This window comes from Roseomonas indoligenes, assembly GCF_017813365.1.
GTDB lineage: Bacteria > Pseudomonadota > Alphaproteobacteria > Acetobacterales > Acetobacteraceae > Roseomonas > Roseomonas indoligenes.
The window spans coordinates 268,597-289,236 of sequence record NZ_JAGIZA010000001.1; the positions used below are offsets into that span (position 1 = coordinate 268,597).

At 72.4% G+C, this 20,640-nt stretch carries 22 protein-coding genes; 16 read left to right on the plus strand and 6 right to left on the minus strand.

The window, feature by feature from the left end:
• Positions 1–8: 8 nt before the first annotated feature.
• The gene (locus J5Y10_RS01185; protein WP_209369852.1) at positions 9–1,046 is read left to right on the plus strand and encodes an ABC transporter substrate-binding protein; all 1,038 of its coding nucleotides are present in this window, start codon (positions 9–11) and stop codon (positions 1,044–1,046) included.
• A gap of 7 nt (positions 1,047–1,053) precedes the next feature.
• Here the strand turns inward: J5Y10_RS01185 and J5Y10_RS01190 are convergent, their stop codons facing one another.
• Positions 1,054–1,974: a polysaccharide deacetylase family protein gene (locus J5Y10_RS01190; protein ID WP_245214175.1), complete on the minus strand. Its 921-nt coding sequence runs from the start codon at positions 1,972–1,974 to the stop codon at positions 1,054–1,056.
• Positions 1,975–2,052: 78 nt separating this feature from the next.
• Between J5Y10_RS01190 and J5Y10_RS01195 the strand changes: the two genes are divergently transcribed.
• The 9 genes from J5Y10_RS01195 (at position 2,053) to J5Y10_RS01235 (ending at position 9,301) form a co-directional block, all read left to right on the plus strand.
• Entirely contained in the window at positions 2,053–3,186 is a 1,134-nt protein-coding gene (locus J5Y10_RS01195) for an ABC transporter ATP-binding protein (RefSeq protein ID WP_209369853.1), read from the plus strand.
• Positions 3,183–4,208, plus strand: a complete 1,026-nt coding sequence (locus J5Y10_RS01200; protein ID WP_209369854.1) for an extracellular solute-binding protein — start codon at positions 3,183–3,185, stop codon at positions 4,206–4,208. The genes J5Y10_RS01195 and J5Y10_RS01200 overlap by 4 nt, the downstream gene beginning before the upstream one ends.
• Before the next feature lie 4 nt (positions 4,209–4,212).
• On the plus strand, positions 4,213–5,043 hold the full coding sequence (locus J5Y10_RS01205; RefSeq protein ID WP_209369855.1) for an ABC transporter permease: 831 nt from the start codon (positions 4,213–4,215) through the stop codon (positions 5,041–5,043).
• On the plus strand, positions 5,036–5,857 hold the full coding sequence (locus J5Y10_RS01210) for an ABC transporter permease (RefSeq protein ID WP_209369856.1): 822 nt from the start codon (positions 5,036–5,038) through the stop codon (positions 5,855–5,857). Before J5Y10_RS01205 ends, J5Y10_RS01210 begins: the two co-directional genes overlap by 8 nt.
• Positions 5,857–6,321: an ureidoglycolate lyase gene (locus J5Y10_RS01215; RefSeq protein ID WP_209369857.1), complete on the plus strand. Its 465-nt coding sequence runs from the start codon at positions 5,857–5,859 to the stop codon at positions 6,319–6,321. Before J5Y10_RS01210 ends, J5Y10_RS01215 begins: the two co-directional genes overlap by 1 nt.
• Complete coding sequence (locus tag J5Y10_RS01220; RefSeq protein ID WP_209369858.1) at positions 6,321–7,244, plus strand: polysaccharide deacetylase family protein; 924 nt, start codon at positions 6,321–6,323, stop codon at positions 7,242–7,244. Before J5Y10_RS01215 ends, J5Y10_RS01220 begins: the two co-directional genes overlap by 1 nt.
• Positions 7,241–7,966 carry a maleate cis-trans isomerase family protein gene (locus J5Y10_RS01225; protein WP_209369859.1) on the plus strand — a complete coding sequence of 242 codons (726 nt, stop codon included), beginning with the start codon at positions 7,241–7,243 and terminating at the stop codon, positions 7,964–7,966. Before J5Y10_RS01220 ends, J5Y10_RS01225 begins: the two co-directional genes overlap by 4 nt.
• A 263-nt stretch (positions 7,967–8,229) precedes the next feature.
• Complete coding sequence (locus J5Y10_RS01230) at positions 8,230–9,000, plus strand: DUF1194 domain-containing protein (protein WP_209369860.1); 771 nt, start codon at positions 8,230–8,232, stop codon at positions 8,998–9,000.
• A gap of 49 nt (positions 9,001–9,049) precedes the next feature.
• Positions 9,050–9,301 carry a hypothetical protein gene (locus J5Y10_RS01235; protein ID WP_209369861.1) on the plus strand — a complete coding sequence of 84 codons (252 nt, stop codon included), beginning with the start codon at positions 9,050–9,052 and terminating at the stop codon, positions 9,299–9,301.
• Between the two features lie 166 nt (positions 9,302–9,467).
• Here the strand turns inward: J5Y10_RS01235 and J5Y10_RS01240 are convergent, their stop codons facing one another.
• On the minus strand, positions 9,468–10,262 hold the full coding sequence (locus tag J5Y10_RS01240; RefSeq protein ID WP_209369862.1) for a GntR family transcriptional regulator: 795 nt from the start codon (positions 10,260–10,262) through the stop codon (positions 9,468–9,470).
• Positions 10,263–10,308: 46 nt separating this feature from the next.
• On the minus strand, positions 10,309–11,124 hold the full coding sequence (gene ygfZ / locus J5Y10_RS01245) for a CAF17-like 4Fe-4S cluster assembly/insertion protein YgfZ (protein WP_209369863.1): 816 nt from the start codon (positions 11,122–11,124) through the stop codon (positions 10,309–10,311).
• 95 nt (positions 11,125–11,219) lie between these two features.
• Here ygfZ and J5Y10_RS01250 point away from each other — a divergent pair, with 95 nt between their 5' ends.
• From J5Y10_RS01250 to J5Y10_RS01260, 3 genes are read left to right on the plus strand one after another with little or no spacing between them, the layout of a single operon-like run.
• On the plus strand, positions 11,220–12,125 hold the full coding sequence (locus tag J5Y10_RS01250; RefSeq protein WP_209369864.1) for a glycosyltransferase family 9 protein: 906 nt from the start codon (positions 11,220–11,222) through the stop codon (positions 12,123–12,125).
• Positions 12,126–12,157: 32 nt separating this feature from the next.
• Positions 12,158–12,934 carry a glycosyltransferase gene (locus J5Y10_RS01255; protein WP_209369865.1) on the plus strand — a complete coding sequence of 259 codons (777 nt, stop codon included), beginning with the start codon at positions 12,158–12,160 and terminating at the stop codon, positions 12,932–12,934.
• Entirely contained in the window at positions 12,931–14,043 is a 1,113-nt protein-coding gene (locus tag J5Y10_RS01260) for a glycosyltransferase family 4 protein (RefSeq protein WP_209369866.1), read from the plus strand. The genes J5Y10_RS01255 and J5Y10_RS01260 overlap by 4 nt, the downstream gene beginning before the upstream one ends.
• Here J5Y10_RS01260 and J5Y10_RS01265 read toward each other — a convergent pair.
• Positions 13,985–15,241 (minus strand): O-antigen ligase family protein, encoded by a 1,257-nt coding sequence (locus J5Y10_RS01265; RefSeq protein WP_209369867.1) that lies wholly within the window; start codon positions 15,239–15,241, stop codon positions 13,985–13,987. The two genes, J5Y10_RS01260 and J5Y10_RS01265, sit on opposite strands and share 59 nt — an antisense overlap.
• Before the next feature lie 429 nt (positions 15,242–15,670).
• Between J5Y10_RS01265 and J5Y10_RS01270 the strand changes: the two genes are divergently transcribed.
• Positions 15,671–17,026, plus strand: coding sequence for a hydrolase (locus J5Y10_RS01270; protein WP_245214176.1), 1,356 nt, complete (start codon positions 15,671–15,673; stop codon positions 17,024–17,026).
• A 27-nt stretch (positions 17,027–17,053) separates the two neighbouring features.
• Here J5Y10_RS01270 and J5Y10_RS01275 read toward each other — a convergent pair whose 3' ends face one another.
• Positions 17,054–17,260: a DUF1289 domain-containing protein gene (locus J5Y10_RS01275; RefSeq protein WP_209370284.1), complete on the minus strand. Its 207-nt coding sequence runs from the start codon at positions 17,258–17,260 to the stop codon at positions 17,054–17,056.
• Positions 17,257–18,426, minus strand: coding sequence for an AbrB family transcriptional regulator (locus J5Y10_RS01280; RefSeq protein WP_342452799.1), 1,170 nt, complete (start codon positions 18,424–18,426; stop codon positions 17,257–17,259). Before J5Y10_RS01280 ends, J5Y10_RS01275 begins: the two co-directional genes overlap by 4 nt.
• Before the next feature lie 31 nt (positions 18,427–18,457).
• On the opposite strand from J5Y10_RS01280, the gene J5Y10_RS01285 reads away from it, so the two are divergent.
• Together J5Y10_RS01285 and J5Y10_RS01290 are read left to right on the plus strand one after the other, a co-directional pair.
• Positions 18,458–19,792, plus strand: coding sequence for a dihydroorotase (locus J5Y10_RS01285; protein WP_209369868.1), 1,335 nt, complete (start codon positions 18,458–18,460; stop codon positions 19,790–19,792).
• Between the two features lie 193 nt (positions 19,793–19,985).
• Complete coding sequence (locus J5Y10_RS01290) at positions 19,986–20,639, plus strand: cytochrome c3 family protein (RefSeq protein WP_209369869.1); 654 nt, start codon at positions 19,986–19,988, stop codon at positions 20,637–20,639.
• The last annotated feature ends 1 nt before the right edge of the window (position 20,640 follow it).

Genomic DNA, 20,640 nt, shown 5'->3' on the forward strand with positions numbered 1-20,640 from the left:
AGGCCTCCATGCAACAGAATCCGTCCCGCCGCCACCTTCTGGCCGCGGCCGCGGCGCTCTCGGCCGGCGGCCTAGCCCGGCCCCATGTTGCGCGAGCACAGGCCATGCCGAAGCTGCGCTTCGCGCTGGACTGGGCGAAGCAGGGGCCCAACGCCTACGCCACCATGGCGCTGGAGAAGGGGTATTTCCGCGAGGTGGGGCTGGACGCCACGGTGGATCGCGGCTTCGGCTCCGGCCGCGTGCCCGTGGATATTGCGGGTGGCGCCTATGACATGGGCCAGGCGGACATCAATCCCGTCATCAAGTTCATGGCGGAGAACCCGAATTCCGGCCTCGTCGTCACCGGCATCTGGGGCGACCGCTCCCTGCTCTGCGCCGTGACGCGCGCGGATGGCGGGGTGAGGGCGCCGAAGGACCTGGAGGGCCGGACGCTCGCCGCGCCGGAATCCGATGCGGGCCGCCAGCTCTTCCCCGCCTTCGCGAAAATGGCCGGGGTTGATGCGGGCAAAGTGAACTGGATGAGCGTGAGCCCGGAGCTGCGCGAGCCGATGCTGGTGCAGAAGCGGGCGGACGGCGTGACGGGCGCCATCACCTCCGTCGGCATGTCGCTGAAGGCGCTGGGGCTGGACTTCCCGCAGCAGAACATCCTGTACTACCGCGACCACGGGCTGGACCTGCTGGGCACCGCCTACATCACGACGAAGGCCTTCGCGGAGAAGAACCCGGAGGTGGTCCGCAACGCGCAGCGCGCCCTGTTCCGTGGGCTGATCTACGCCAACAGGAACCGGGCGGAGAGCATCGCCGCGCTGAAGAAGGCGGAGCCGCTGACGGATGTGGCGATCGAGACCGAGCGGCAGGCGATCAGCATGGAGCAGCAGGTCATCTCGGACCACGTGATGAAGAACGGGCTCTCCAACCCCGACATGCCGCGCTTCCAGAAGGCGATCGAGGCGGTGGAGGGTGCCTACGGCCTGCCGAACCGGCTGAAGGTGGCGGACATCTACACGGACGCCTTCCTGCCGCCGATCGCGGAGCGGCGGCTCTAGCCGCGGGTCAACCCGGAGGCACGGCGGCGGCGAAGGCGCGCGCGATCGCGTCCCGCCGCGCCACCCAGATCCGGTCGCCGCGCGCGGCGAGCATCCGCAGGGTGTCGCGGAAGGCGGGGAAGCGCGCGGGGCGGCCACAGATGCGCAGGTGGAAGCCGATGTTGAGCAGGCGGGGGTGTCCGGCCTCCGCCTCCTCCTCCAGCACCGCCAGGGCATCCGCCACGTAGTCCACCATCTCCCGCGCGCGGACGAAGCCGTTGGGGTGGAAGAACTTCATGTCGTTGGTGTCGAGCGCGTAGGGCACCACCAGCAGCGGCTTTTCCCCGGCGCGATCGTAATACGGCAGGTCGTCGTCGAAGGCGTTGGAGGCATAGAGGAAGCCGCGCTGCCGCAGCAGGTCGCGCGTCCAGGGACTCTCGCCTCCGCGGCAGAAGAAGCCGCTGGGCGTTTCGCCCGTGGCGGCGCGGATGGCCGCGACGCAGCGGTCCAGGTCGGCGGCCTCGGCCTCCGGCGTCGCGTAATCCGCGTGCGGGCGCCAGCGCCAGCCATGCACCGCCGCCTCGTGCCCGCGCGCCGTGGCCTCGCGGGCCAGGTCGGGGATCCGCTCCACCGCGCGGCCGCAGAAGAAGATCGTGGCGGGCAGGGCGGCATCGTCCAGGGCGCGCAGCATGCGCCAGAGACCTGCGCGCGGGCCGTAGCCGAAGATGCCTTCCTGCCCCTGGTCCCTCACCCCTGGCGGGACGACGCTCATCACCTCGCCCATCGCCTCGCTGCGCGGGTCGCCGTCGCCGACCTGCTGCTCGGAGCCTTCCTCGAAGTTGACCACCACGGAAACGGCGAGGCGGGCGCCATTGGGCCAGCGGAAGTCCGGCCAGCGCCCGGCATAGCCGCGCAGGTCGCGATGGTCGGGGGGCATGGGCTGGGTCATGCGGAATCCCTGGCGCGGGGGCGGGGCGCTGGCAAGGTGGGCGCGCGGAATGGCCTGCCTCTTGCAAAGGCCGCTCCGATGCTCGAACGGATCGCCTCCCCTGCCGAGACCACGGCCGGCCCCGCAACGCCGCGCGGCCACCGGCTGGACATCGACGGCGTGCGCGTGCGCTACGGCCAGTCGGTCGCGGTGGACGGCGTTTCCCTGACCGTGGAGCCAGGGGAGATCCTGGCGCTTCTTGGCCCCTCCGGCTGCGGCAAGACGACGCTGCTGCGGACGGTGGCGGGCTTCATCCGCCCGGATGCAGGGCGGGTGACGGTGGATGGCAGCCCGATCGACCACCTGCCGCCCGGCAAGCGCGGCGTGGGCATCGTGTTCCAGTCCTACGCCCTGTTCCCGCATATGACCGTGGCAGAGAATGTTGCCTACGGGCTGGAGGCGCGGCGGATGCCGAAGGCCGAGGTCGTCCGCCGCGTGGAGGCCGCGCTGGCCGCCGTGCGGATGGAGGCCTTCGCGGAGCGCCGGCCGCGCGCCCTTTCCGGCGGGCAGCAGCAGCGCGTGGCACTGGCGCGCGCGCTGGCGATCGAGCCCGCCATCCTGCTGCTGGACGAGCCCTTCGCCGCGCTGGACCGCGCGCTGCGCCTGGACCTGCAGCTGGAGATCAAGCGCATCCAGCGCCGCTTCGGCGTGACGGCGGTGCTGGTGACGCACGACCAGGACGAGGCGATGAGCATGGCCGACCGCATGGCCGTGATGCGCGGCGGCCGGGTGGAGCAGGTGGCGGCGCCGGCGGAGGTGTACGACCGTCCCGGCACGCCCTTCGTCGCGGGTTTCGTCGGCACCACCAACGCGCTGCACGGCCGGGTGGAGGCGCGGGAGGGCGCCGGATACCGCGTGCGGCTGGATGTGGGCGCGACGGTGCCGGTGGAGAGCCCGCGCGGCTTCGCGGTGGGGGATCGCGTGGTCCTCTGCGCGCGGCCGGAGCATCTGGCGCTGCGCGAGGCCGGCGATCCCGATCCCGCCGCCTGGCCCGCGCGGCTGCGGCTTTCCCTGCCGCTCGGCCCCTCCCTCGTGCACGACGTGGAGGCGGGCAGCACGGAGATGAAGCTGCACGAATCCCGCCGCGGCGCGCCGCCCGCGCCCGGCCCCGTGCGCGTGGCGCTCTCGCCCGCGGCCCGCCCCACCCTTTTCCCAGCCGGAGACCTCGCATGACCACGCTCAACCGCCGTGCCCTGCTGGGCGCGGGCCTCGGTGCCGCCGCGCTGCCCTTCCTGCCCCGTGCCGCCTACGCGGCGGGCAGCGTGACCGGCGCCGTCTATCCTGGCGGCTGGGACGAGGCGCTGCGCGCCGTCCTCACCCCCGCTCTGAAGCAGGCGCACAATGTGGACGCCTCCTACGAGCCGCTCTTCGCCGTGGACCAGATCGCGAAGGCCCGCGCCTCCCGCGGGGTGGCGCCCTTCGACGTCTTCGTGCTGGATCCCGGGCCGCGCGTGCAGGGGATCGACCTGAACCTCTACGAGCCCTTCGATGCCTCTAAGCTGAGCAACCGTGCGAAGCTGCCGTCGGGCTATGCCGACCAGTACGGCGCGGGCGTGGCGGCGCAGGTGGTGGGCATCGCCTACAACCCGAAGAAGCTGCCCAAGCCCGCAGGCTGGCGCGACCTGTTCAAGCCGGAATACGCCTCCCGCCTCGGGCTGACAGGCTTCGGCACCACCTTCGGCACCGTCTCCCTGATCGAGATGGCGAAGGTCTTCGGCGGATCGGAGACCGATGTGGAGCCGCTGTTCACGGAACTGCGGAAGATCCTGCCGCAGGTGGCGGCGGTGGCGCAGCCCGCGGCTATGCCCGGCCTGTTCCAGCAGGGGCAGATCGACGTGATGTACACCAATACCTACACGGTGAGCCTGCTCAAGTCCCGCGGCGTGGATATCGAGTTCGCCCTGCCGGAAACGGGCGGCGTGGCCTTCGGCACCACCATGCACATCGCCAAGGGCGCGAAGAACATGGAGCAGGCCTACCAATACATCGACACCATGATCTCCACCGGGGTGCAGTCCGGGCTTGCCCAGGCGCCGTTCTTCTTCGTGCCAGTCAACACGGAGGTGACGCCGGGTCCCGACGTGCCGATGCGCTCCATCGCCGACTTGTCCAAGTTCGTCACCCACGACTGGGCGAAGATCAACCCGCTGCGCGCGCGCTGGATCGACCGGTTCAACCGCGAGATGGCGAAGTAGGCCGATGGACGAGCGGGGGGCATGGCGGCTGGCCCTGCCGCTCGCCGTCGCGCAGATCCTGTTCTTCCTGGCGCCGCTGCTGATCCTGGCCGCGACCTCCTTCGCGACGGACGAGAACCTGGTGGCCTTCAGCCACCAGGCCTGGGCCGATGTGGTGGCGGACGGGTTCAACCTGCGCGCCACCTGGAACACGCTGCGGCTGGGCGGGCTGACGGTGATCGCGACGGTGGTGCTGGCCGTGCCGCTGGCGCTGCTGCACCTTGCGGCAGGGCCGGGGCTGAAGAAGGTGATCCTGCTGGCGGCGGTGCTGCCGCTGCTCACCTCCGTGGTGGTGCGCACATTTTCCTGGATCGCCATCCTCGGGCGGGAAGGGGTGATCAACAACGTCCTCGTCGGCACCGGCATCACCGCCGGGCCCGTGCCGCTGCTGCAGACGGAGCATGGGCTGATCCTGGCGCTGACGCAGATCGAGATGCCGCTGATGCTTCTGCCGCTGATCGCCTCCATGGGGCGGATCGACCCGGCGCTGCTGGACGCCTCCGCGGCACTGGGCGCCTCGCTGTTCCGCACCTTGCGTAAGGTGGTGCTGCCGATGGCGCTTCCGGGGCTGCTGGCGGGGGCCACGCTGGTCTTCGCCTCGGCGGCCACAGCCTTCATCTCGCAATCCGTGATCGGGGGCGGGCGGCTGGCCTATCTGCCCTATCTCGTCTGGCAGCAGGCGATGGTGGTCTTCAACTGGCCGCTGGCGGCGGCCCTGGCCCTGACGCTGATGGTCTCCGTCATCATCGTCGTCCTCGCCCTGTCCGCATTGGGAAGGAAGATTGCGGATGCCTAGGCTGCTCGCCCCCTCGGACCGCCCCCTGGCGCTGCTCATCCTGGCGCTGGCCCTCCTGGCGCTGCTGATCCTGATCGGGCCGGTGATCGTGGTGCTCGTCACCTCCTTCACCACCTCGCAGGCGCTGCGCTTCCCGCCGCCGGGGCTGACGCTGCGCTGGTACGAGGCGCTGTTCGATCCCGCGCGTTCCGCCCAGATCCACAAGGCGGCGGGGAACAGCCTGCTGGTGGCGGTCACCGTGGCCGCCTTCTCCACCGGGCTCGCCACCGCTGCCTCGCTCGGCATCGTGCGCGCCCGGGCGCGCTGGGCCCGCGCGGCGGAGGGGGTGTTCATGGCCCCGCTGGTGCTGCCGGGCATCGCCTATGGGCTGGCGACGCTCATGTTCTTCTCCTGGCTGCGGCTGCCGCCCTCCTTCTGGCTGCTGGTGGCGGGGCACGCGATGATCGCGACGCCCTTTGCGCTCCGCACCGTTGGTGCCAGCGCGGCGGGGCTGGACACGACGCTGCTGGACGCCTCCGCCTCGCTCGGCGCCTCGCCCTGGCGGACCTTCCGGCGCGTGGTGCTGCCGCTGATCATGCCCGGCGTGGCGGCGGGGGCCTTCCTGGCTTTCATCTCCTCGCTGGACAACGTGCCGGTCTCGCTTTTTCTCGGCTCCGCCGAGAACGACATGCTGCCGATCCGCATGTGGGGGATGATGGAATCCTCGCTGGACGTGCGCGTGGCCGCCGCCTCCGGCGTGCTGGTGGCGGTGGCTTTTCTGCTGCTGGTGGTGATGGACCGGACGGTGGGGCTTGTGCGGAGGATGGCCGGCTGATGCGCCTGGAACCCCTGACCCCGGAGGGCTTCGCGCCGTTCGGCGAAGTGCTGCAGTTGCCCGACGCGCCGGGGCGCCACTTCTTCAACGGGGCTCTGCGGACAGATCGCCCCGGCGCCGGGCCGAGCCTATCCCTGAGCTACAAGGAACCCTCCGCCACGCCGCTGACGGTGCGGCAGATGGAGCGGCACCGCTTCTCCTCGCAGAGCTTCGTGCCGCTGGATCCCGCGCGCTTCGTCGTGCTCGTCGCGCCGCATGCGGTGGCGGGCGGGCCGGACATGGCGCGCGCGCGGGCCTTCCTGGCGGAACCCGGGCAGGGCGTGACCTATGGCGCCGATGTCTGGCACCACCCTTTCACCGTGGTCGGCGGGGCCGCGCGCTTCGCCGTGTTCATGTGGCTCGACGGCACGACCGACGACGAGGAGTTCGTGGACGTGACGCCCTTCACCCTGGAGTTGCCCTGATGGCTTACGAGGTGCGCCGCGACTTCCGCGGCTACGGCGCCAACCCGCCAGACCCGAAATGGCCGGGCGGCGCGCGCGTCGCGGTGAACTTCGTCATGAACTACGAGGAGGGCTCGGAGCCCTCGATCCAGGACGGCGAGGGCTACACGGAATCCGGCCTGACGGAGGCGCTGGGCCTGGGGCAGATCCCCAAGGGTCGGGACCTCGCGGCCGAGGGGATGTTCGAGTATGGCTCCCGCGTCGGCTTCTGGCGCCTGCTGCGGCTGTTCCAGGAACGCGGCATGCCGATGACGGTCTTCGGCTGCGCCCTGGCGCTGGAGCGCAACCCTGAGGCGGCGGCCGCGATCCGCGAGGCCGGCTACGACGTGTGCTGCCACGGCTGGCGCTGGGTGAAGCATTTCGAGCTGAGCGAGGAGGAGGAGCGCGAGCATATCCGCCGCGCCGTCGCCTCCCTGGAAAAGACGGTCGGGCACCGGCCGGATGGCTGGTACTGCCGCTACGGACCCAGCGTGAACACGCGCCGCCTCGTCGCGGAGGAGGGCGGCTTCCTCTATGACAGCGATTCCTACGCGGACGAACTGCCCTGGTGGGTGACGGTGGAGGGCAAGGGCCACCTCGTCGTGCCCTATTCCCTGACCAACAACGACGGGAAGTATGCGGGCTGGATGGGCACGGGGGACCAGTGGTTCTCCTTCATCCGCGACGCCTTCGACACGCTCTACGCCGAGGGCGCGAAGACGCCGAAGATGATGTCGGTGGGGCTGCACATGCGCCTGATCGGCCACCCCGCCCGGGCCGCCGGGCTGGCGCGCCTGCTGGACCATATCGGGAAGCACCAGGACGTTTGGGTGACGCGGCGCATCGACATCGCCCGCCACTGGACCGCCACGCACCCCTATCCCGGCCGCGGCCTAAACGAGTGAGGCGCCGCGTCCGGCTGGGAATGCTCACCCCCTCCTCCAACACCGTGCTGGAGCCGGTGACGACGGCCATGCTGGCGGGGCTGGAGGAGGTTTCCGCCCATTTCGGACGCTTCCGGGTGACGGAGATCGCGCTCTCCGACACCGCGCTGGCGCAGTTCGACGATGCGCCGATCCTGGCCGCCGCCGAACTGCTCTCCCAAGCCAGGGTGGACGTGATCGCCTGGAACGGCACCTCCTCCGGCTGGCTGGGCTTCGATGCGGACCGCCGGCTCTGCGCGCGGATCACGGCGGCCACGGGCATTCCCGCCACCACCTCCATGCTGGCGCTGAACGAGGTGCTGGCGGCCACGGGCGTCGCGCGGCTGGGCCTCGTCACGCCGTACACGGACGATGTGCAGGCGCGGATCGTCGCGAACTACGCGGCCCTGGGCCATGGATGCGCCGGGGAGAGGCACCTGGGACTGCGGGACAACTTTTCATTCGCCGAGGTGGAGGCGGAGACGCTCACGGGCATGGCCCGCGACGTGGCGGGGCAGGGGGCGGAGGCGCTGGCGGTAATCTGCACCAACCTGCGCGCAGCACCGCTCGCGGCCGCCTGGGAGGCGGAACTGGGCGTCCCGGTCTACGACACCATCGCGACCGCCGTCTGGGGCAGTCTGCGCCTGGCGGGCGTGGACACGCGGCGCGTGCAGGACTGGGGCGGGCTGTTCCGTATGGTGTGAGCAAGCGCTGGCTGGGCACTCTTTCTCGGTATGTCAGCTGGCGTTGCAACTGGGCGGGGCAGTACCCGTTGGAGCGTTGCGTAGGACGAAACGGACCTGACAGCCAGAACCGGTGGCGCTCCCGGGGGCAAGTGAACGGCCCTGAAAAAACGTCAGCAGGGCTGGCGCTTGCACCCGGATCGCTTTATGCTGCATTGCACAATAACCCGTTCCCGAAGCGGGAGACAACAGCCGGCCATGGCCCATCCTGAAGGACGGAGCCGATGCAGCGACGCCAACTTCTGCGCCTTTCCGGCGCCGGGGTGCTCTGCACCCCAACCATCCTCCGCAGTGCCCGCGCCGCGAGCGCCGCGCCGGAGCCCGTGGATGTCGAACTGATCCTCGCGGTGGATGTCAGCCGCTCCATCGACGCGGAGGAGCACGAGACGCAGATGCGCGGCTATGCCGCCGCCTTCCGCGACCCGGAGGTGATCCGCTCCATCAAGGGTGGCGGGATCGGCGCGATCTCCTGCACGCTTTTCACCTGGTCCGACAGCGACAGCCAGGAGGACCTGGTGCCGTGGATGCGGATCGGCGACGAGGAATCGGCCGAGCGCTTCGCCGCCGCCATCGACGCCGCGCCGCGCCGCACCTGGAGCTACACATCCATTTCCGGCGCCATGGAACACTCGCTCCAGCTCTATGCCCAGGGACGCTTCGAGGGCACGCGGCGCGTGCTGGACATCTCCGGCGACGGCATGAACAACTCCGGCCGCCGGCTGGAAACGGTGCGCAGCCGCATGCTGGAGGAGGGCATCGTGACCAACGGCCTTGCCGTGCTGGACCGCGCGCCCGGCCCGGGCAACGGAGCCGCCGCGCTGGAGGACTACTACCGCGAGGAGGTGATCGGCGGCCCCGGCGCTTTCCTCGTTGTGGCGGAAGGGTTCGACGCCTTTGATCGTGCCGTGCGTCGGAAGATCGCGCGCGAGATTGCGGGGATCGAGTGCGGGCCGCGCTTCGCCGGGATGCCTGTGGTGGACAGGGTTTCTGCATGACCGGCGAGTCAAGCCTGTTCCTGAGTCTCGTCCTGCGTTACGCAGTCTCATGCCCCGCCTGACGATCGTCTCCACCCGCGACTACCGCCAGCACGTGCTGGAGATCGAGGAGCGCGGCAACGGCACGCATTCCGTGGTGGTGCACCCGCCCGCGCGCCTGGGAAAGCCGCGCGTGGTGGAGCCCGCGGGTGACTCGACGCTGCTGATCGACCTCCTGAACCAGGCCAAGGCGGAGATCGACGTGGTGATGGGGCCGAAGCCCCCGCCGCGCCGCCCGCCGATGCGCCGCCGCTTCGGCTGAGGCCCCGCCTCGCCGCTGCTGGGCCCGCTTAAGGCCCCGCGGCAAAGGAGCGGGCTGTGTTGCGTCGATCTTGGACGGTCCGCCGTTCACCCGCGCGGAGAAGCCCTTTCCGGTCACGACGCCGAGCGCCGCCAACATGTCGTGGCCGGCGACGAGGGCGCCGGGTTCACGCCGCGCAGGTGCGACCAGGGCTGGCCGCGCGCACCGTGCCACCGGCACGCCGCCCGGGATCAGGCTCGGCGCGTTCGTCACGCGCCGCATCCGCTGGGCGCGCGCCGTCCAGCCCGGCACCGGGAAGGGCGCCCGGGAAGGCCACGGCGAGCGAGCGCATGGTATGGGCGCGCATCAGCGCCTCGGCCTGTTCCGCCGCGCCGGCCTCGATGCAGCCGAGGATCGCGGCGTGCTCCGCCTCTGCCAGCCCCCGCTCCGCCCGGCTGGCCAGCACGCGGCCGCGGCTCATCACGTGATAGGCGCGGAGGGCGCGCAGCGTGCGGATCAGCAGGGCATTGCCGGTGATCGCGTGCAGGGTGCTGTGGAAGGCCTCGTTCGCTTCCAGCAGCCGGTCCGGGTCGTCGGCCGCGGTGGCGGCGCTGATCGCCTCCAGCCGGTCCCGCAGGGCGGCCAGCCCCTCCGGCGTGGCGCCGCGGGCGACGAGGCCGGCGGCCACGCCTTCCATGGAGGCGCGGATCAGGCCCATCTCCAGCAGCCGGCCCTCGTCCGGGGCGGCAACGAAGGTTCCGCTGCGCGGGCGGCTCTCCACCAGCCCCTCGCCCTCCAGCCGTCGCAGCGCCTCGCGGATGGGCTGGGCGGAGATGGCGAGCGCGGCGGCAAGGCTGCGCTCCGACAGCTTCCGGCCTGGCGGCAGCGTGCCGTCCACGATCGCCTCGCAGAGCCGCTCATAGGCGCGCTCGGCCAGGGATGGGGCGTCGTCCGTGACGAGCGGTTGCAGGGGATGGGGCACGCCCGACGCTATGGCAGTTCAGCAGAGCGCCGCAAGGGCGCGGGGGTCACGCCGGAGCCGGCAGGCGCATCCACTCCGGAACCATGGGCCGCAGCACCGCCTCCCCGCAGGCCAGGGCGGGGGCACGCGCCGCCTCCAGCCGGAGCAGGGCAAGGCCGAGCCCTTCCGCGCCGGACCGCATGTCGCCGACAACCCCGCCGTCCAGCGTCACCGGCGCGTCGCGTGGGGGCAGGGGGCCTTCCACGGCCACCGGCACCAGGCGCCGCTTCAGCAGGCCGCGGTAGCGGGTGCGGGCCGTCAGCTCCTGGCCCATGTAGCAGCCCTTGTCCCAGGCGATGCCGCCCAGCTCGTCGAATCCGGCCTCCAGCAGCACGGTCTTGTCGCGGTCCAGGTCCCGCGTGCCGTCGGGCAGGCCGAGCGCCAGGCGGTGGCGGTCGTAGGCCGCCGGGTCACCCTCCAGCGCCGTGCCGTAAGTGCGCCAGCCCGCCGCCTCCAGCCGCGGGTCGCGGCGGGCCAGGGCGGCCATGGGCGGCTCCTCCGCCCAGACCGCACCGACCGGCATATCCCCGGTGCGGTCGGAGAGGGTGACCTTCGACCGCAGCCGGAATCGCGAGAGGCGCTCCACCACCATCGCCGCATCGGCGCGCGGCAGGTCCAGCAGGATGGCGTCCCCCGCGATCCCCGGCGCCTCGAACATCAGGAAGTCGGTGGTCCACTTGCCCTGGGGGGAGAGCAGGGCGGCCCAGCGCATGCCCGTGCCCAGCCCCGTCACGTCGTTGGAGACGAGGCCCTGGAGAAAGGTCTCCCGGTCGGGGCCGGAGACGGCGACGAGGCCGCGGTCGGGAAGGGGTGTGGCTGGCATGGGGGGCAGATCGGGCGCGCGCGGCCCGGCTGCAAGCCGTGCTGGCCCTATCCACTGGCCCCATTCTCCCTGGGGCGTGCTACAAACCCCCGGTCATGCGGATCCTCTTCGTCACCTCCACCCGGATCGGCGATGCCGTGCTCTCCACCGGCCTGCTGGACCACCTGATCCGCACCCATCCCGGCGCGCGGATTACGGTGGCCTGCGGCCCGGTGGCGGAAGGCGTCTTCGCCCGGATGCCCGGGCGGGAGCGGACGATCGTGGTGACGAAGCGGCCGCTCTCCCTGCACTGGTTCGACCTCTGGGCGCAGGTGGCCGGCACCTTCTGGGATCTGGTGGTGGATCTGCGCGGCTCCGCGCTCGGCTATCTCGTGCCCGCGCGGCGGCGGGTGGTGATGCGGGGCGGGCGGCGGCCCGGGCACCGGATCGGCCATATCGCCGGGGTGCTGCGGCTGGACCCGCCGCCCCGCCCGGTGGCCTGGTTCGCGCCGGAGGATTCCGCCCGCGTCGCGGCCCTGCTGGGGGATGACCGGCCGATCCTCGCCCTCGGCCCCACCGCCAACTGGTCGGGCAAGGTCTGGCCGGCGGAGCGCTTCGTGGCCCTGGCCGAAGCCCTGACCGCGTCCGGCGGCCCCTTGGAGGGCGCGCGCCCGGTCCTGCTGGGCGGGCCGGGCGAGGCGGAGCGCGCCATGGCGGAGCCGGTGGTCCGCGCCCTGCCCGGCGCGCTGGACCTGATCGGGAAGCTTGCCCTGCCGGAGGCCGCGGCGCTGCTGGAGCGGTCCCGTCTCTTCGTGGGGAATGATTCCGGCCTGATGCACCTCTCCGCCGCGGCGGGGGCGCCGACGCTCGGGCTCTTCGGCCCCACCCCCGCCTCCGAATACGGGCCGGTGGGCCGCGCCGCGCGGGCGGTGTTGGCGCCGGACGGGCAAATGGAGGGGCTTTCCGTGGAGATGGCCCTTGAGGCAGCAACGGCCCTGCTTCCCTCGCCCGTCGCGGTCTAGACTTCGCGGGCCGCCAAGGAACGGAGCGCAGCATGAGCCGAATTTCCGCCCTCATCGTCGCGCGCAACGAGGCGGAGCGGCTACCTGACCTCCTCGCCAGCCTGGAGCCTGCCGACGAGATCGTGGTGGTGCTGGACCGCAGCACCGATTCCAGCCTCGCCATCGCCTGGAAGCGCGCCCACCGCGTGATCGAGGGCGCCTGGGCGACGGAGGGCGAGCGCCGCAACGCCGGGCTGGAGGCCTGCTCCGGCGACTGGGTGCTGGAGGTGGAGCCGGATGAGCGCGTGCCCGCCGAGCTGTGGCCGGAGATCCGGCGGGTCGCCGAAACCTCCACCCATGCCTGGCACCGGCTGCGGATCGACAACCATGTGGGCGACCGGCTGATCCGGCGGGGCTGGGTGGGCCGGATGGGCGCGGCGGAGAAGCCCGTCCTCTCCCGCCAGGGCGCCAAGCGCTGGCGCGCCGGCGGGAGGAGTGCCGGGGCGGAGTGGGGGGGTGCCGAGGGGCCGCCGATCCTGGTGGCGGGCCTGCACCGGGTGGTGGATCAGGACGTCTCCGGCCTGCTGCGGCGGCTGGACCGGGAGACGGATGCGGAAGCGGCCGACCGTCTGGCGGCGGGGCGCACGGGCACGCTGCCCGGCGCGCTGGCGGGCTCCCTGCGCGGCTCCTTCGGCTCCTACTTCCGGCATGGCGGCTGGCGGGAAGGGGGATGGGGCGTGCTGCTGGCCGTCTGCGCGGGGATGGTTCCCGTGCTGTCCCACCTGAAGGCGCGGCTGGAGCCGGAACGGTACGGGAACCCGGACGCTTGATCCTCCTCCTCACCCAGAACTTCCCGCCCGATCCCGGAGGGATCGAGACGCTGATGGGCGGGATGGCCCGGGCTCTGGCGGAGAGTGGGCGGGAGGTGCTGGTCCTGGCCGACCACATCCGGGGCCGGGGGCTGGGGGAACCTGTGTATCCGTCCGGCCTGGAACTGCGCCGCTACGGCGGGCCGCGCCCGTTGCGCCGGCTGGTGAAGGCCTTCGCCGCGCGCCGTGCCCTGGCCCGGCATCCCGTGGAGGCGGTGATCGCCGACAGCTGGAAGAGCCTTGAGGCCCTGCCGCACCCCCGCGTACCGACCCTGGTGCTGGCGCACGGCATGGAGTTCCCGCGCGATCCCTCGGCCCGCAAGCGGGGGCGGATCGAGCGGGCGCTGGCGAAGGCGGATGCCGTGGCCGCGAACTCGGCCTTCACCGCCGGGCTGGTGCGGGCCTTCCTGCCGGGCGGGGCGCCGCCCCTCTCGGTGGTGCTCCCGCCGATCGAGGCGCAGCCAGGGGCCGGGGAGGCCGACCGGGTGGCGGTGGCGGAACTGCGCGGGGCGGGGCCGCTGATACTCTCCCTGGCCCGGCTGGAGCCGCGCAAGGGCGTGGACATGGTGATCCGCGCCATCCCCGCCCTGGCAGCGCGACATCCCTACCTGCGCCACGCGGTGGCGGGCGGGGGAGAGGACCTGCCGCGGCTGCGCGCCCTGGCGGCGGAACTGGGCGTGTCGGAGCGGGTGCATTTTCTCGGCCGCGTGGAGGCCGGGATGAAGTCGGCACTCCTCGGCGGGGCCGACCTCTTCGCCATGCCCGTGCGGCGGGAGGGGAACTCGGTGGAGGGCTTCGGCCTCGTCTACCTGGAAGCCGCCTGGCACGGCCTGCCCGCCCTGGCCGGGCGGGACGGCGGCGCGGCGGAGGCCGTGGCGGACGGGGACACCGGGCGGGTCTGCGATGGCGCCGACCCCGCTGCGGTGGAGGCGGCCCTCGCCGGGCTGCTGGAGGATTCCGCCCTGCGCCGCCGGATGGGCGAGGCGGCGGCGCAGCGCGCGCGGGCGGAGTTCACCTGGGACGCGGTGCTGCCCCGCTATCTGGCGCTGCTGAACGGCGGAGCGCGGTGAGCGCGAGCGCGGCCACGAGCAGCAGGCCGATCCACCATTCCTGCCAGATGCCGTAGCTCAGCATCCCTACTGTGGCGGCGGCGGCCAGCACGCCCGCGCCGGCCGGGCCCACCGCCGCCGCCGCGGCGCCCAACCCGAGCATCAGCAGCGCCACGAGCGCCGCGCCCACCCCGCCCAGCTCCAGCCAGACCTGGATCGGGGCGTTGTGGGTGTGCAGCGGCAGCCGCTGCGCCTCCTTCCGCCCGAACCAGGCCCGGGAGAAGTCGGAGGTCAGGCCGTAGCGGTCCAGCGTCGCGGCATCGAACCGGTCCTGGCCGCCTGGGATCGTCCGGGCGGCCTCTCCGCCCCAGCCGAGGACGGGGCGCTCCGCGATGCGGGACAGGGCGAAGTCCCAGATGAGGATGCGGTGCGCGGCGGATGGCTGCATCGTCTCCAGCGAGGGAAGCCGGGGCAGCATGGCGCCCACGAGAACCGGGGCCGCCAGGAAGCCGACGGCCAGAACCGCGCCGATCGCGCGGGCAATCCGGGGGCCGATCCAGGCCGCGGCCCCGGCCGCGAGCAGCCCGGCGACGATGGCGATCTTCGCGGATTCCGCCGGCAGCAGGAAAGCGGTGAGCAGCCCGCCCAGCACCAGCGCCGCCTGCGCGGCGCGGGGGATGCCGCGCAGGAAGGGAACCACCGGCAGCAGCACCGCGAGGGTGGAGACGGCGGGCTTCAGGCTGAAGGACAGCGTGCCCGGCACGTCCCGCATCCCCCGGATGCCCGCGCGCAGCGCGCCGCCGACGAGATGGTCGAGGAGGGCGAGGAGGATGGCGATGCCCAGCCCCCAGGCCAGGCGGCGCAGGATCGTATCGGCCTCCCCGGGCGCTGGGGTTGAGACGGCGCCGCAGGCGAGGGAGCCGAGAAGGATGAAGCCGCCCATGACGAGCGCCGTGGTGGCCGCGAGAGCCGGCGCGGGCGCCCAGGCCGCGGAGACGAGGCACCAGAGAAGGGGGAGCAGGGCGAGAAGCGCGGTGCGCCCCGGCCTGGCGAGCCGCCCGCCCGCGCGCAGATGCCCGGCCAGCACCGCGGCGAAGCCGATGGTGGCGGCCAGGGCGATGCCGCGGAACTGCCCCACGGCAACCAGCGGCACCGCCAGCAGCAGGATCCCCGCGGGCAGGGCCGCCCCCGGCGGGATGCTGGGTCGAGGGATGGGCATTCTCGTGGCGGCTTCCGGCGGGGTTGGGGCCGGCGGGATGGACCAGTCCTGGCAGGCGCGCAAGCGGCGGGGGAACCTTCCGGGCCGGCCCGCGCGAAGGCGGGGCCGGCCCGGCATCGGCGGGTGCCGGGGGGCGGCGCCTGCCGCGCCAGCGGGGAGATGCGCCCCGCTGGCGGATCGGAACTGAACCACTCCCGGGGATTTGGCCCTGGGTTGGCGGGAATGGGCCGGGGCGCCCCTACCGGGATGGGCAGGCGGCGTCATCGCGGGGATTGACCCGGCCCATCCATCCGGGGCCCCGCTCCCGGGTCTCGAATGTCAGATGAGAATGACTATCAATAGCACAAAAGGCAAGAGGCCATCTCTGTCTCGTCGCGCGGCCTCCCTCTACATTGGGGGGAACCCGCGAAGAACAAGGAAACGCTGCCGATGCGCTTGGCCCGACGTGTCCTCCTGGGCGGCCTCGCCCTCGCCCCGCTGCTGCCCCGCCCCGCTCTCGCGCAGACCGCCGCCGAGGAGGCCGCCCTGACCCCGATCCTGTTCGTGCACGGCAACGGCGACCACGCGGCGCTGTGGATGACCACCCTCTGGCGCTTCGAGAGCAATGGCTGGCCCCGGGACCGGTTGCGCGCACTGGATTTCACCGATCCCCTGGCACGGGACGACGACGCCGTGCCCCAGCCCCTCCGTTCCTCCTCGGACCAGGCCTGGAGCGAGCTGGCGGAGGAGGTGTCGGCCCTGCGCGGGCGGACCGGCGCGGCCCGGGTGGCGCTGGTTGGCAATTCCCGCGGCGGCTACCCCATCCGCAACCACGTCCAGCTGCACGGGGGCGGGGGGGAGGTGTCGCACGTCGTCACCTGCGGCACGCCGAACAACGGCATCTGGGACTGGGACGCCAACGCCAACCGCGAGTTCAGCGCCCGGTCCGCCCTGCTGCGGCGGCTGAACGCGGGGGAGTCGCAGGTGGTGCCGGGAACGGATTTCCTGGCCATCCGATCCGACTCCAACGACCTCTACGCCCAGCCCGATGGCCGCTATCTCGGCCGGCCGGGGGTGCCGACCGGGGTTGGATACGCCAGCCCGGAGCTCCGGGGCGCCACCAACATCGTGCTGCCCGGGGTGGACCACCGGGAGACCGCCTATTCCGCCCGCGCCTTCCGCGAGATCTTCCGTTTCATCGCCGGCCGGGAGCCGGATCGGCTGGACCTGGTGCCGGAGGAGCGGGTGGTGCTGAACGGCCGCGTCACCGGCACGCCGGGCGGGGTGCAGACCAACCGGCCGGTCGCGGGGGCCATGGTGGAAGTCTACCGGCTGCACCCCGGCACCGGCGCGCGCATGGCCGGGCCGATCCACGCCAAGCTCACGGGCGCGGACGGTCTCTGGGGCCCGCTGACGGTGGGGCCGCACTGGCTGTTGGAGTTCGTGGTGGCTGCGCCGGACCACCCGATCACCCATTCCTACCGCAACCCCTTCCTCCGCTCCTCGGACGTGGTCCACCTGCGCCCTGCCGCGCCGCCCGCGGCGGCGGATCGCGGGGCGGCGGCGCTGGTGCGCTTCAACCGTCCGCGCGGCTATTTCGGCATCCCGCGCGATGCGGTGCTGCTGGACGGGAAGGAGCCCGCCGAGGTTCTGCGCGGCGTGGCGGCCGGGGCCACCGCCACGGCGCGGCTGCCGGCGGAGCGGATCGGCACGCCGGTGGTGGGGCTGTTCAACGAGGAGCGGGTGGTAGCCCGCGCCTGGCCGCTGGCGGAGAACCGGATCACGGTGGCCGAGCTGACCTGGTGAGGGCCTTGGGGTGAGCGGCCGGGCCGGCTAGCCCGCCTCCTGCATCCGGGACCGGCGCCCGGCGGCGCGGGCGAGGATGGCACGGCGCTCGGCCTCGCCGGCGGAAGGCCATGCGGCGATCTCGCCGATGCTCCGCCCGCAGCCCTGGCAGATCTCCCCCTCATCCAACCGGCACAGTCCGATGCAGGGGGAGGGAGGGGCGGGGTTCCCTTCCCGGGTCTCCGGCCCGCTCAGGGCGCGGCGGCCCTGTCCCGGCGGTCCAGGCCCCGGGCCAGGGCGCGCGACAGGGGCGGGCCAACCAGGACCACCACCAGCATCCGCATGGTCTGCAGCGCCATGACGAAGGACATGTCGGCGCCGCTGGCCGCGCCGATCACCGCGACCGAATCGATCCCGCCCGGGCTCATGGCGAGATAGGCCGTCAGCGGGTCCAGCCCGAGCACCTTCGCCAGGCCGAGGGACATGGCGGCGCAGAGCGCGATCAGGACCACGACCGAGAGCAGGATCTTCGGCATCACGCGCGCCGCCTGGGCCAGGGCGGGCCGGGTGAAGCCGAGCCCGATCTGGCAGCCGATGGCCCCGAACCCGACCGCCGTGAGCCATTGCGGCAGCTGCAGCTCCAGCAGCCCCGCCGAGTGCAGCACCGAGCCGACGAGGAGCGGCAGGAGGATTGGCCCGGCGGGGATCCGAACGATCCGGCCGAGCCAGGCCCCGCCGAGGGTCAGGACCAGGGCATTGGCGAGGCCCAGCGGCTCGATTGCGGGGAACCAGGGGGCGGGGGGCGGGGGCGCCACGGCCAGCCAGTGGGCGATCAGGGCGGCGCTGGCGACCACGCAGGCCACGCGCGTGTACTGCATCAACGCGACCATCCGGACATCCGCCCCGAAGGCCTCCGCCATCACCACCATGGCGGAGGCGCCGCCGGGGGCGCTGCCCCAGATGGCGGTCGTGCCGGGCAGCACGCGCCAGAAGCTCATCAGCCAGCCCAGCACGCTGCTGGCGGCCAGGGTGGCGAAGACGGCCAGCAGGATCAGCGGCCAGTCATCCATGAAGGAGTGCAGGATGGCCGGCGTGACGATCGTGGCGATGAGGGTGCCCACCATGCCCTGCGCCCCGACATAGAGCGGCCGGGGCAGGCGGAGCGTCGCGCCCGCGACGCTGACGAGGATGCCCGCGAGCATGGGGCCCATGAGGGAGGCGCCGGGGATGCCCGCGGCCCGGAACCCAAGGGAGAAAAGGGCGGCCAGGGCGACGAGCAGGGTCCACCGGGACCAGCGGGGCAGCCGCGCGATGCCAAGTTCCATGCCGGTGCCCGTATGCTGCGTTGCGGCAGCCACCCTATCAGGAAGGGCGGCGGCCGTCATGGCGGCCTCCCGCGCCGTGCCGCGCTGCGCTATCACCGCCCCTTGCTGAATGGAGGCCCGCGGTACGATGGCAAGCTATGACCTGATCCTGCGCGGCGGCACGCTGGTCCTGCCCTGGGGCGAGGCGCGTGCGGACGTGGCCGTGCGCGCGGGCAAGATCGTGACGATCGGCGACCTGCGGACGGACGAGGCGGCGGAAGTGATCGACTGCGCCGGGCTGCACGTGCTGCCCGGGCTGATCGACCCGCATGTCCACCTGCGCGATCCCGGCGACCCGGCCGTGGAGACCATGGGCACCGGCACCAAGGGCGCCGTGCTGGGCGGCCTGACCGCGGTGTTCGACATGCCGAACACCCAGCCATCGATCACCAGCCAGGAGAAGCTGGACTGGAAGCGCGGCCACATCCGCGAGACGGCGTATTGCGATGTCGGCATGTATATCGGCGGGGCGCGGAGCAACGTGGGCGAGCTCGGCGCGCTGGAGCGCGAGCCGAATGTCTGCGCCATCAAGGTCTTCGCGGGCTCGTCCACCGGCGACCTGATGATCGAGGACGACGAGACGCTGGAGCGCGTGATGCGCAACGGCGGCCGCCGCATCGCCTATCACTCCGAGGACGAGTACCGGCTGCAGGAGCGCAAGCCGATGTTCGCGGCCGGCGGGCCGCACAGGCTGCACATGGAGTGGCGCGACGTGGAGTGCGCCTTCCTCGGCACGCGCCGCTTAATGGCACTGGCGCGCAAGACGAACCGCCCAGCGCACATCCTGCACGTCTCCACCGCCGAAGAACTGGAGTACATGAAGGACTTCCGCGACGTCGGCACGGTGGAGGTGCTGCTGAACCACCTGACGCAGTGGGCGCCGGACGCCTATGACGCGCTGGGCGGCTACGCCGTGATGAACCCGCCTATCCGCGACAAGCGCCACTACGACGCGGCCTGGGCGGCGATCGCGGACGGCACGGTGGACACGGTGGGCAGCGACCACGCGCCGCACTCCAAGGAGGCGAAGGAGCGGCCCTGGCCCGCCACCGCGGCGGGGCTGACGGGCGTGCAGACGATCGTGCCGCTGATGCTGAACCACGTCTCGGAGGGGCGGCTTTCCCTTTCCCGTCTCGTGGACGTGATGGCGGCGGGGCCGGCGCGGGTCTATGGCGCGATCGGCAAGGGCCGTCTTGCCGCCGGCTACGACGCGGACTTTACCGTGGTGGACATGGGCAAGTCCCGCACGATCGAGCTCGACTGGCTCGTCGCCCCCTGCGGTTGGAGCCCCTTCGCGGGCACCCGGTGCCAGGGCTGGCCCGTGATGACCGTGATCCGCGGCCGCGCCGTGATGCGGGAGGACGAGGTAATCGGTGAGCCCTCCGGCGAGCCGGTGCGCTTCGACGGGACGCGGGTGGAATAGGGTAGGTTAAGCCGCTCCATGTCATCCCTGTCATGTCGCGCAACTGTGCATGGCAGGGCAGGGTGGGAGCGTTGACGCGCTGGCGGGCCCCGGTGTCGTCTCCCCTGGCAGATAGGGGGAGTCGATGGCGGGGATGGGCGAGTCCGGATTGAGTCCGTGGTCAGCGGCCCCTTGAGCCGCTGACGCGCCGCGCGTGCAGATCTTCCCGCCCTATGCCGATACCATCGCCCGCGCGGCGCTGCTGGCCACCGCTGGCGCGCTGCTGGGCGGGCTGGGCCTGCTGATCGTGCTGCCCTTCACCGCGCATGTCACGCGGCAGGACATCACGGTGGAGCAGCCCATCCAGTTCAGCCACGAGCACCACGCGGGTGGCCTCGGCATCGATTGCCGCTACTGCCACACCTCGGTCGAGCAATCGCGCTTCGCCGGCATCCCGCCGACCGAGACCTGCATGACCTGCCATTCCCAGATCTGGACCAATGCCGCGATGCTGGCGCCCGTGCGGCGTTCCCTGGCCGAAGGCGATCCGATCCGCTGGCAGCGCGTGCACCGGCTGCCGGACTACGTCTATTTCGACCACAGCGTGCACGTGGCGAAAGGCGTGGGCTGCTCCACCTGCCATGGCGCCGTGCAGCGCATGCAGCAGATCCGGCAGGTGGCGCCGCTGACCATGGGCTGGTGCCTGGATTGTCACCGTGACCCCGCGCCTAACCTGCGGCCGAAGGAAGAGATCTACGACATGGATTGGAGCGCCCCCGCGAACCAGCGGCAGCAGGGGCAGAAGCTCATCCATGACTACCTGATCCGCACGGAAGGCCTCACCGACTGCTCCCGGTGTCACCGATGAG

Excerpts from the sequence above, each read along its gene's own strand:
- J5Y10_RS01195 (WP_209369853.1), top strand. The coding sequence starts at position 2,053 with ATGCTCGAACGGATCGCCTCCCCTGCCGAGACCACGGCCGGCCCCGCA.
- J5Y10_RS01255 (WP_209369865.1), top strand. The coding sequence starts at position 12,158 with ATGAGCCGAATTTCCGCCCTCATCGTCGCGCGCAACGAGGCGGAGCGG.
- J5Y10_RS01235 (WP_209369861.1), top strand. The coding sequence starts at position 9,050 with ATGCCCCGCCTGACGATCGTCTCCACCCGCGACTACCGCCAGCACGTG.
- J5Y10_RS01230 (WP_209369860.1), top strand. The coding sequence starts at position 8,230 with ATGCAGCGACGCCAACTTCTGCGCCTTTCCGGCGCCGGGGTGCTCTGC.
- J5Y10_RS01270 (WP_245214176.1), top strand. The coding sequence starts at position 15,671 with ATGCGCTTGGCCCGACGTGTCCTCCTGGGCGGCCTCGCCCTCGCCCCG.
- J5Y10_RS01285 (WP_209369868.1), top strand. The coding sequence starts at position 18,458 with ATGGCAAGCTATGACCTGATCCTGCGCGGCGGCACGCTGGTCCTGCCC.
- J5Y10_RS01215 (WP_209369857.1), top strand. The coding sequence starts at position 5,857 with ATGCGCCTGGAACCCCTGACCCCGGAGGGCTTCGCGCCGTTCGGCGAA.
- J5Y10_RS01210 (WP_209369856.1), top strand. The coding sequence starts at position 5,036 with ATGCCTAGGCTGCTCGCCCCCTCGGACCGCCCCCTGGCGCTGCTCATC.
- ygfZ (WP_209369863.1), bottom strand. The coding sequence starts at position 11,124 with ATGCCAGCCACACCCCTTCCCGACCGCGGCCTCGTCGCCGTCTCCGGC.
- J5Y10_RS01265 (WP_209369867.1), bottom strand. The coding sequence starts at position 15,241 with ATGCCCATCCCTCGACCCAGCATCCCGCCGGGGGCGGCCCTGCCCGCG.
- J5Y10_RS01205 (WP_209369855.1), top strand. The coding sequence starts at position 4,213 with ATGGACGAGCGGGGGGCATGGCGGCTGGCCCTGCCGCTCGCCGTCGCG.
- J5Y10_RS01250 (WP_209369864.1), top strand. The coding sequence starts at position 11,220 with ATGCGGATCCTCTTCGTCACCTCCACCCGGATCGGCGATGCCGTGCTC.
- J5Y10_RS01200 (WP_209369854.1), top strand. The coding sequence starts at position 3,183 with ATGACCACGCTCAACCGCCGTGCCCTGCTGGGCGCGGGCCTCGGTGCC.
- J5Y10_RS01190 (WP_245214175.1), bottom strand. The coding sequence starts at position 1,974 with ATGACCCAGCCCATGCCCCCCGACCATCGCGACCTGCGCGGCTATGCC.
- J5Y10_RS01185 (WP_209369852.1), top strand. The coding sequence starts at position 9 with ATGCAACAGAATCCGTCCCGCCGCCACCTTCTGGCCGCGGCCGCGGCG.
- J5Y10_RS01220 (WP_209369858.1), top strand. The coding sequence starts at position 6,321 with ATGGCTTACGAGGTGCGCCGCGACTTCCGCGGCTACGGCGCCAACCCG.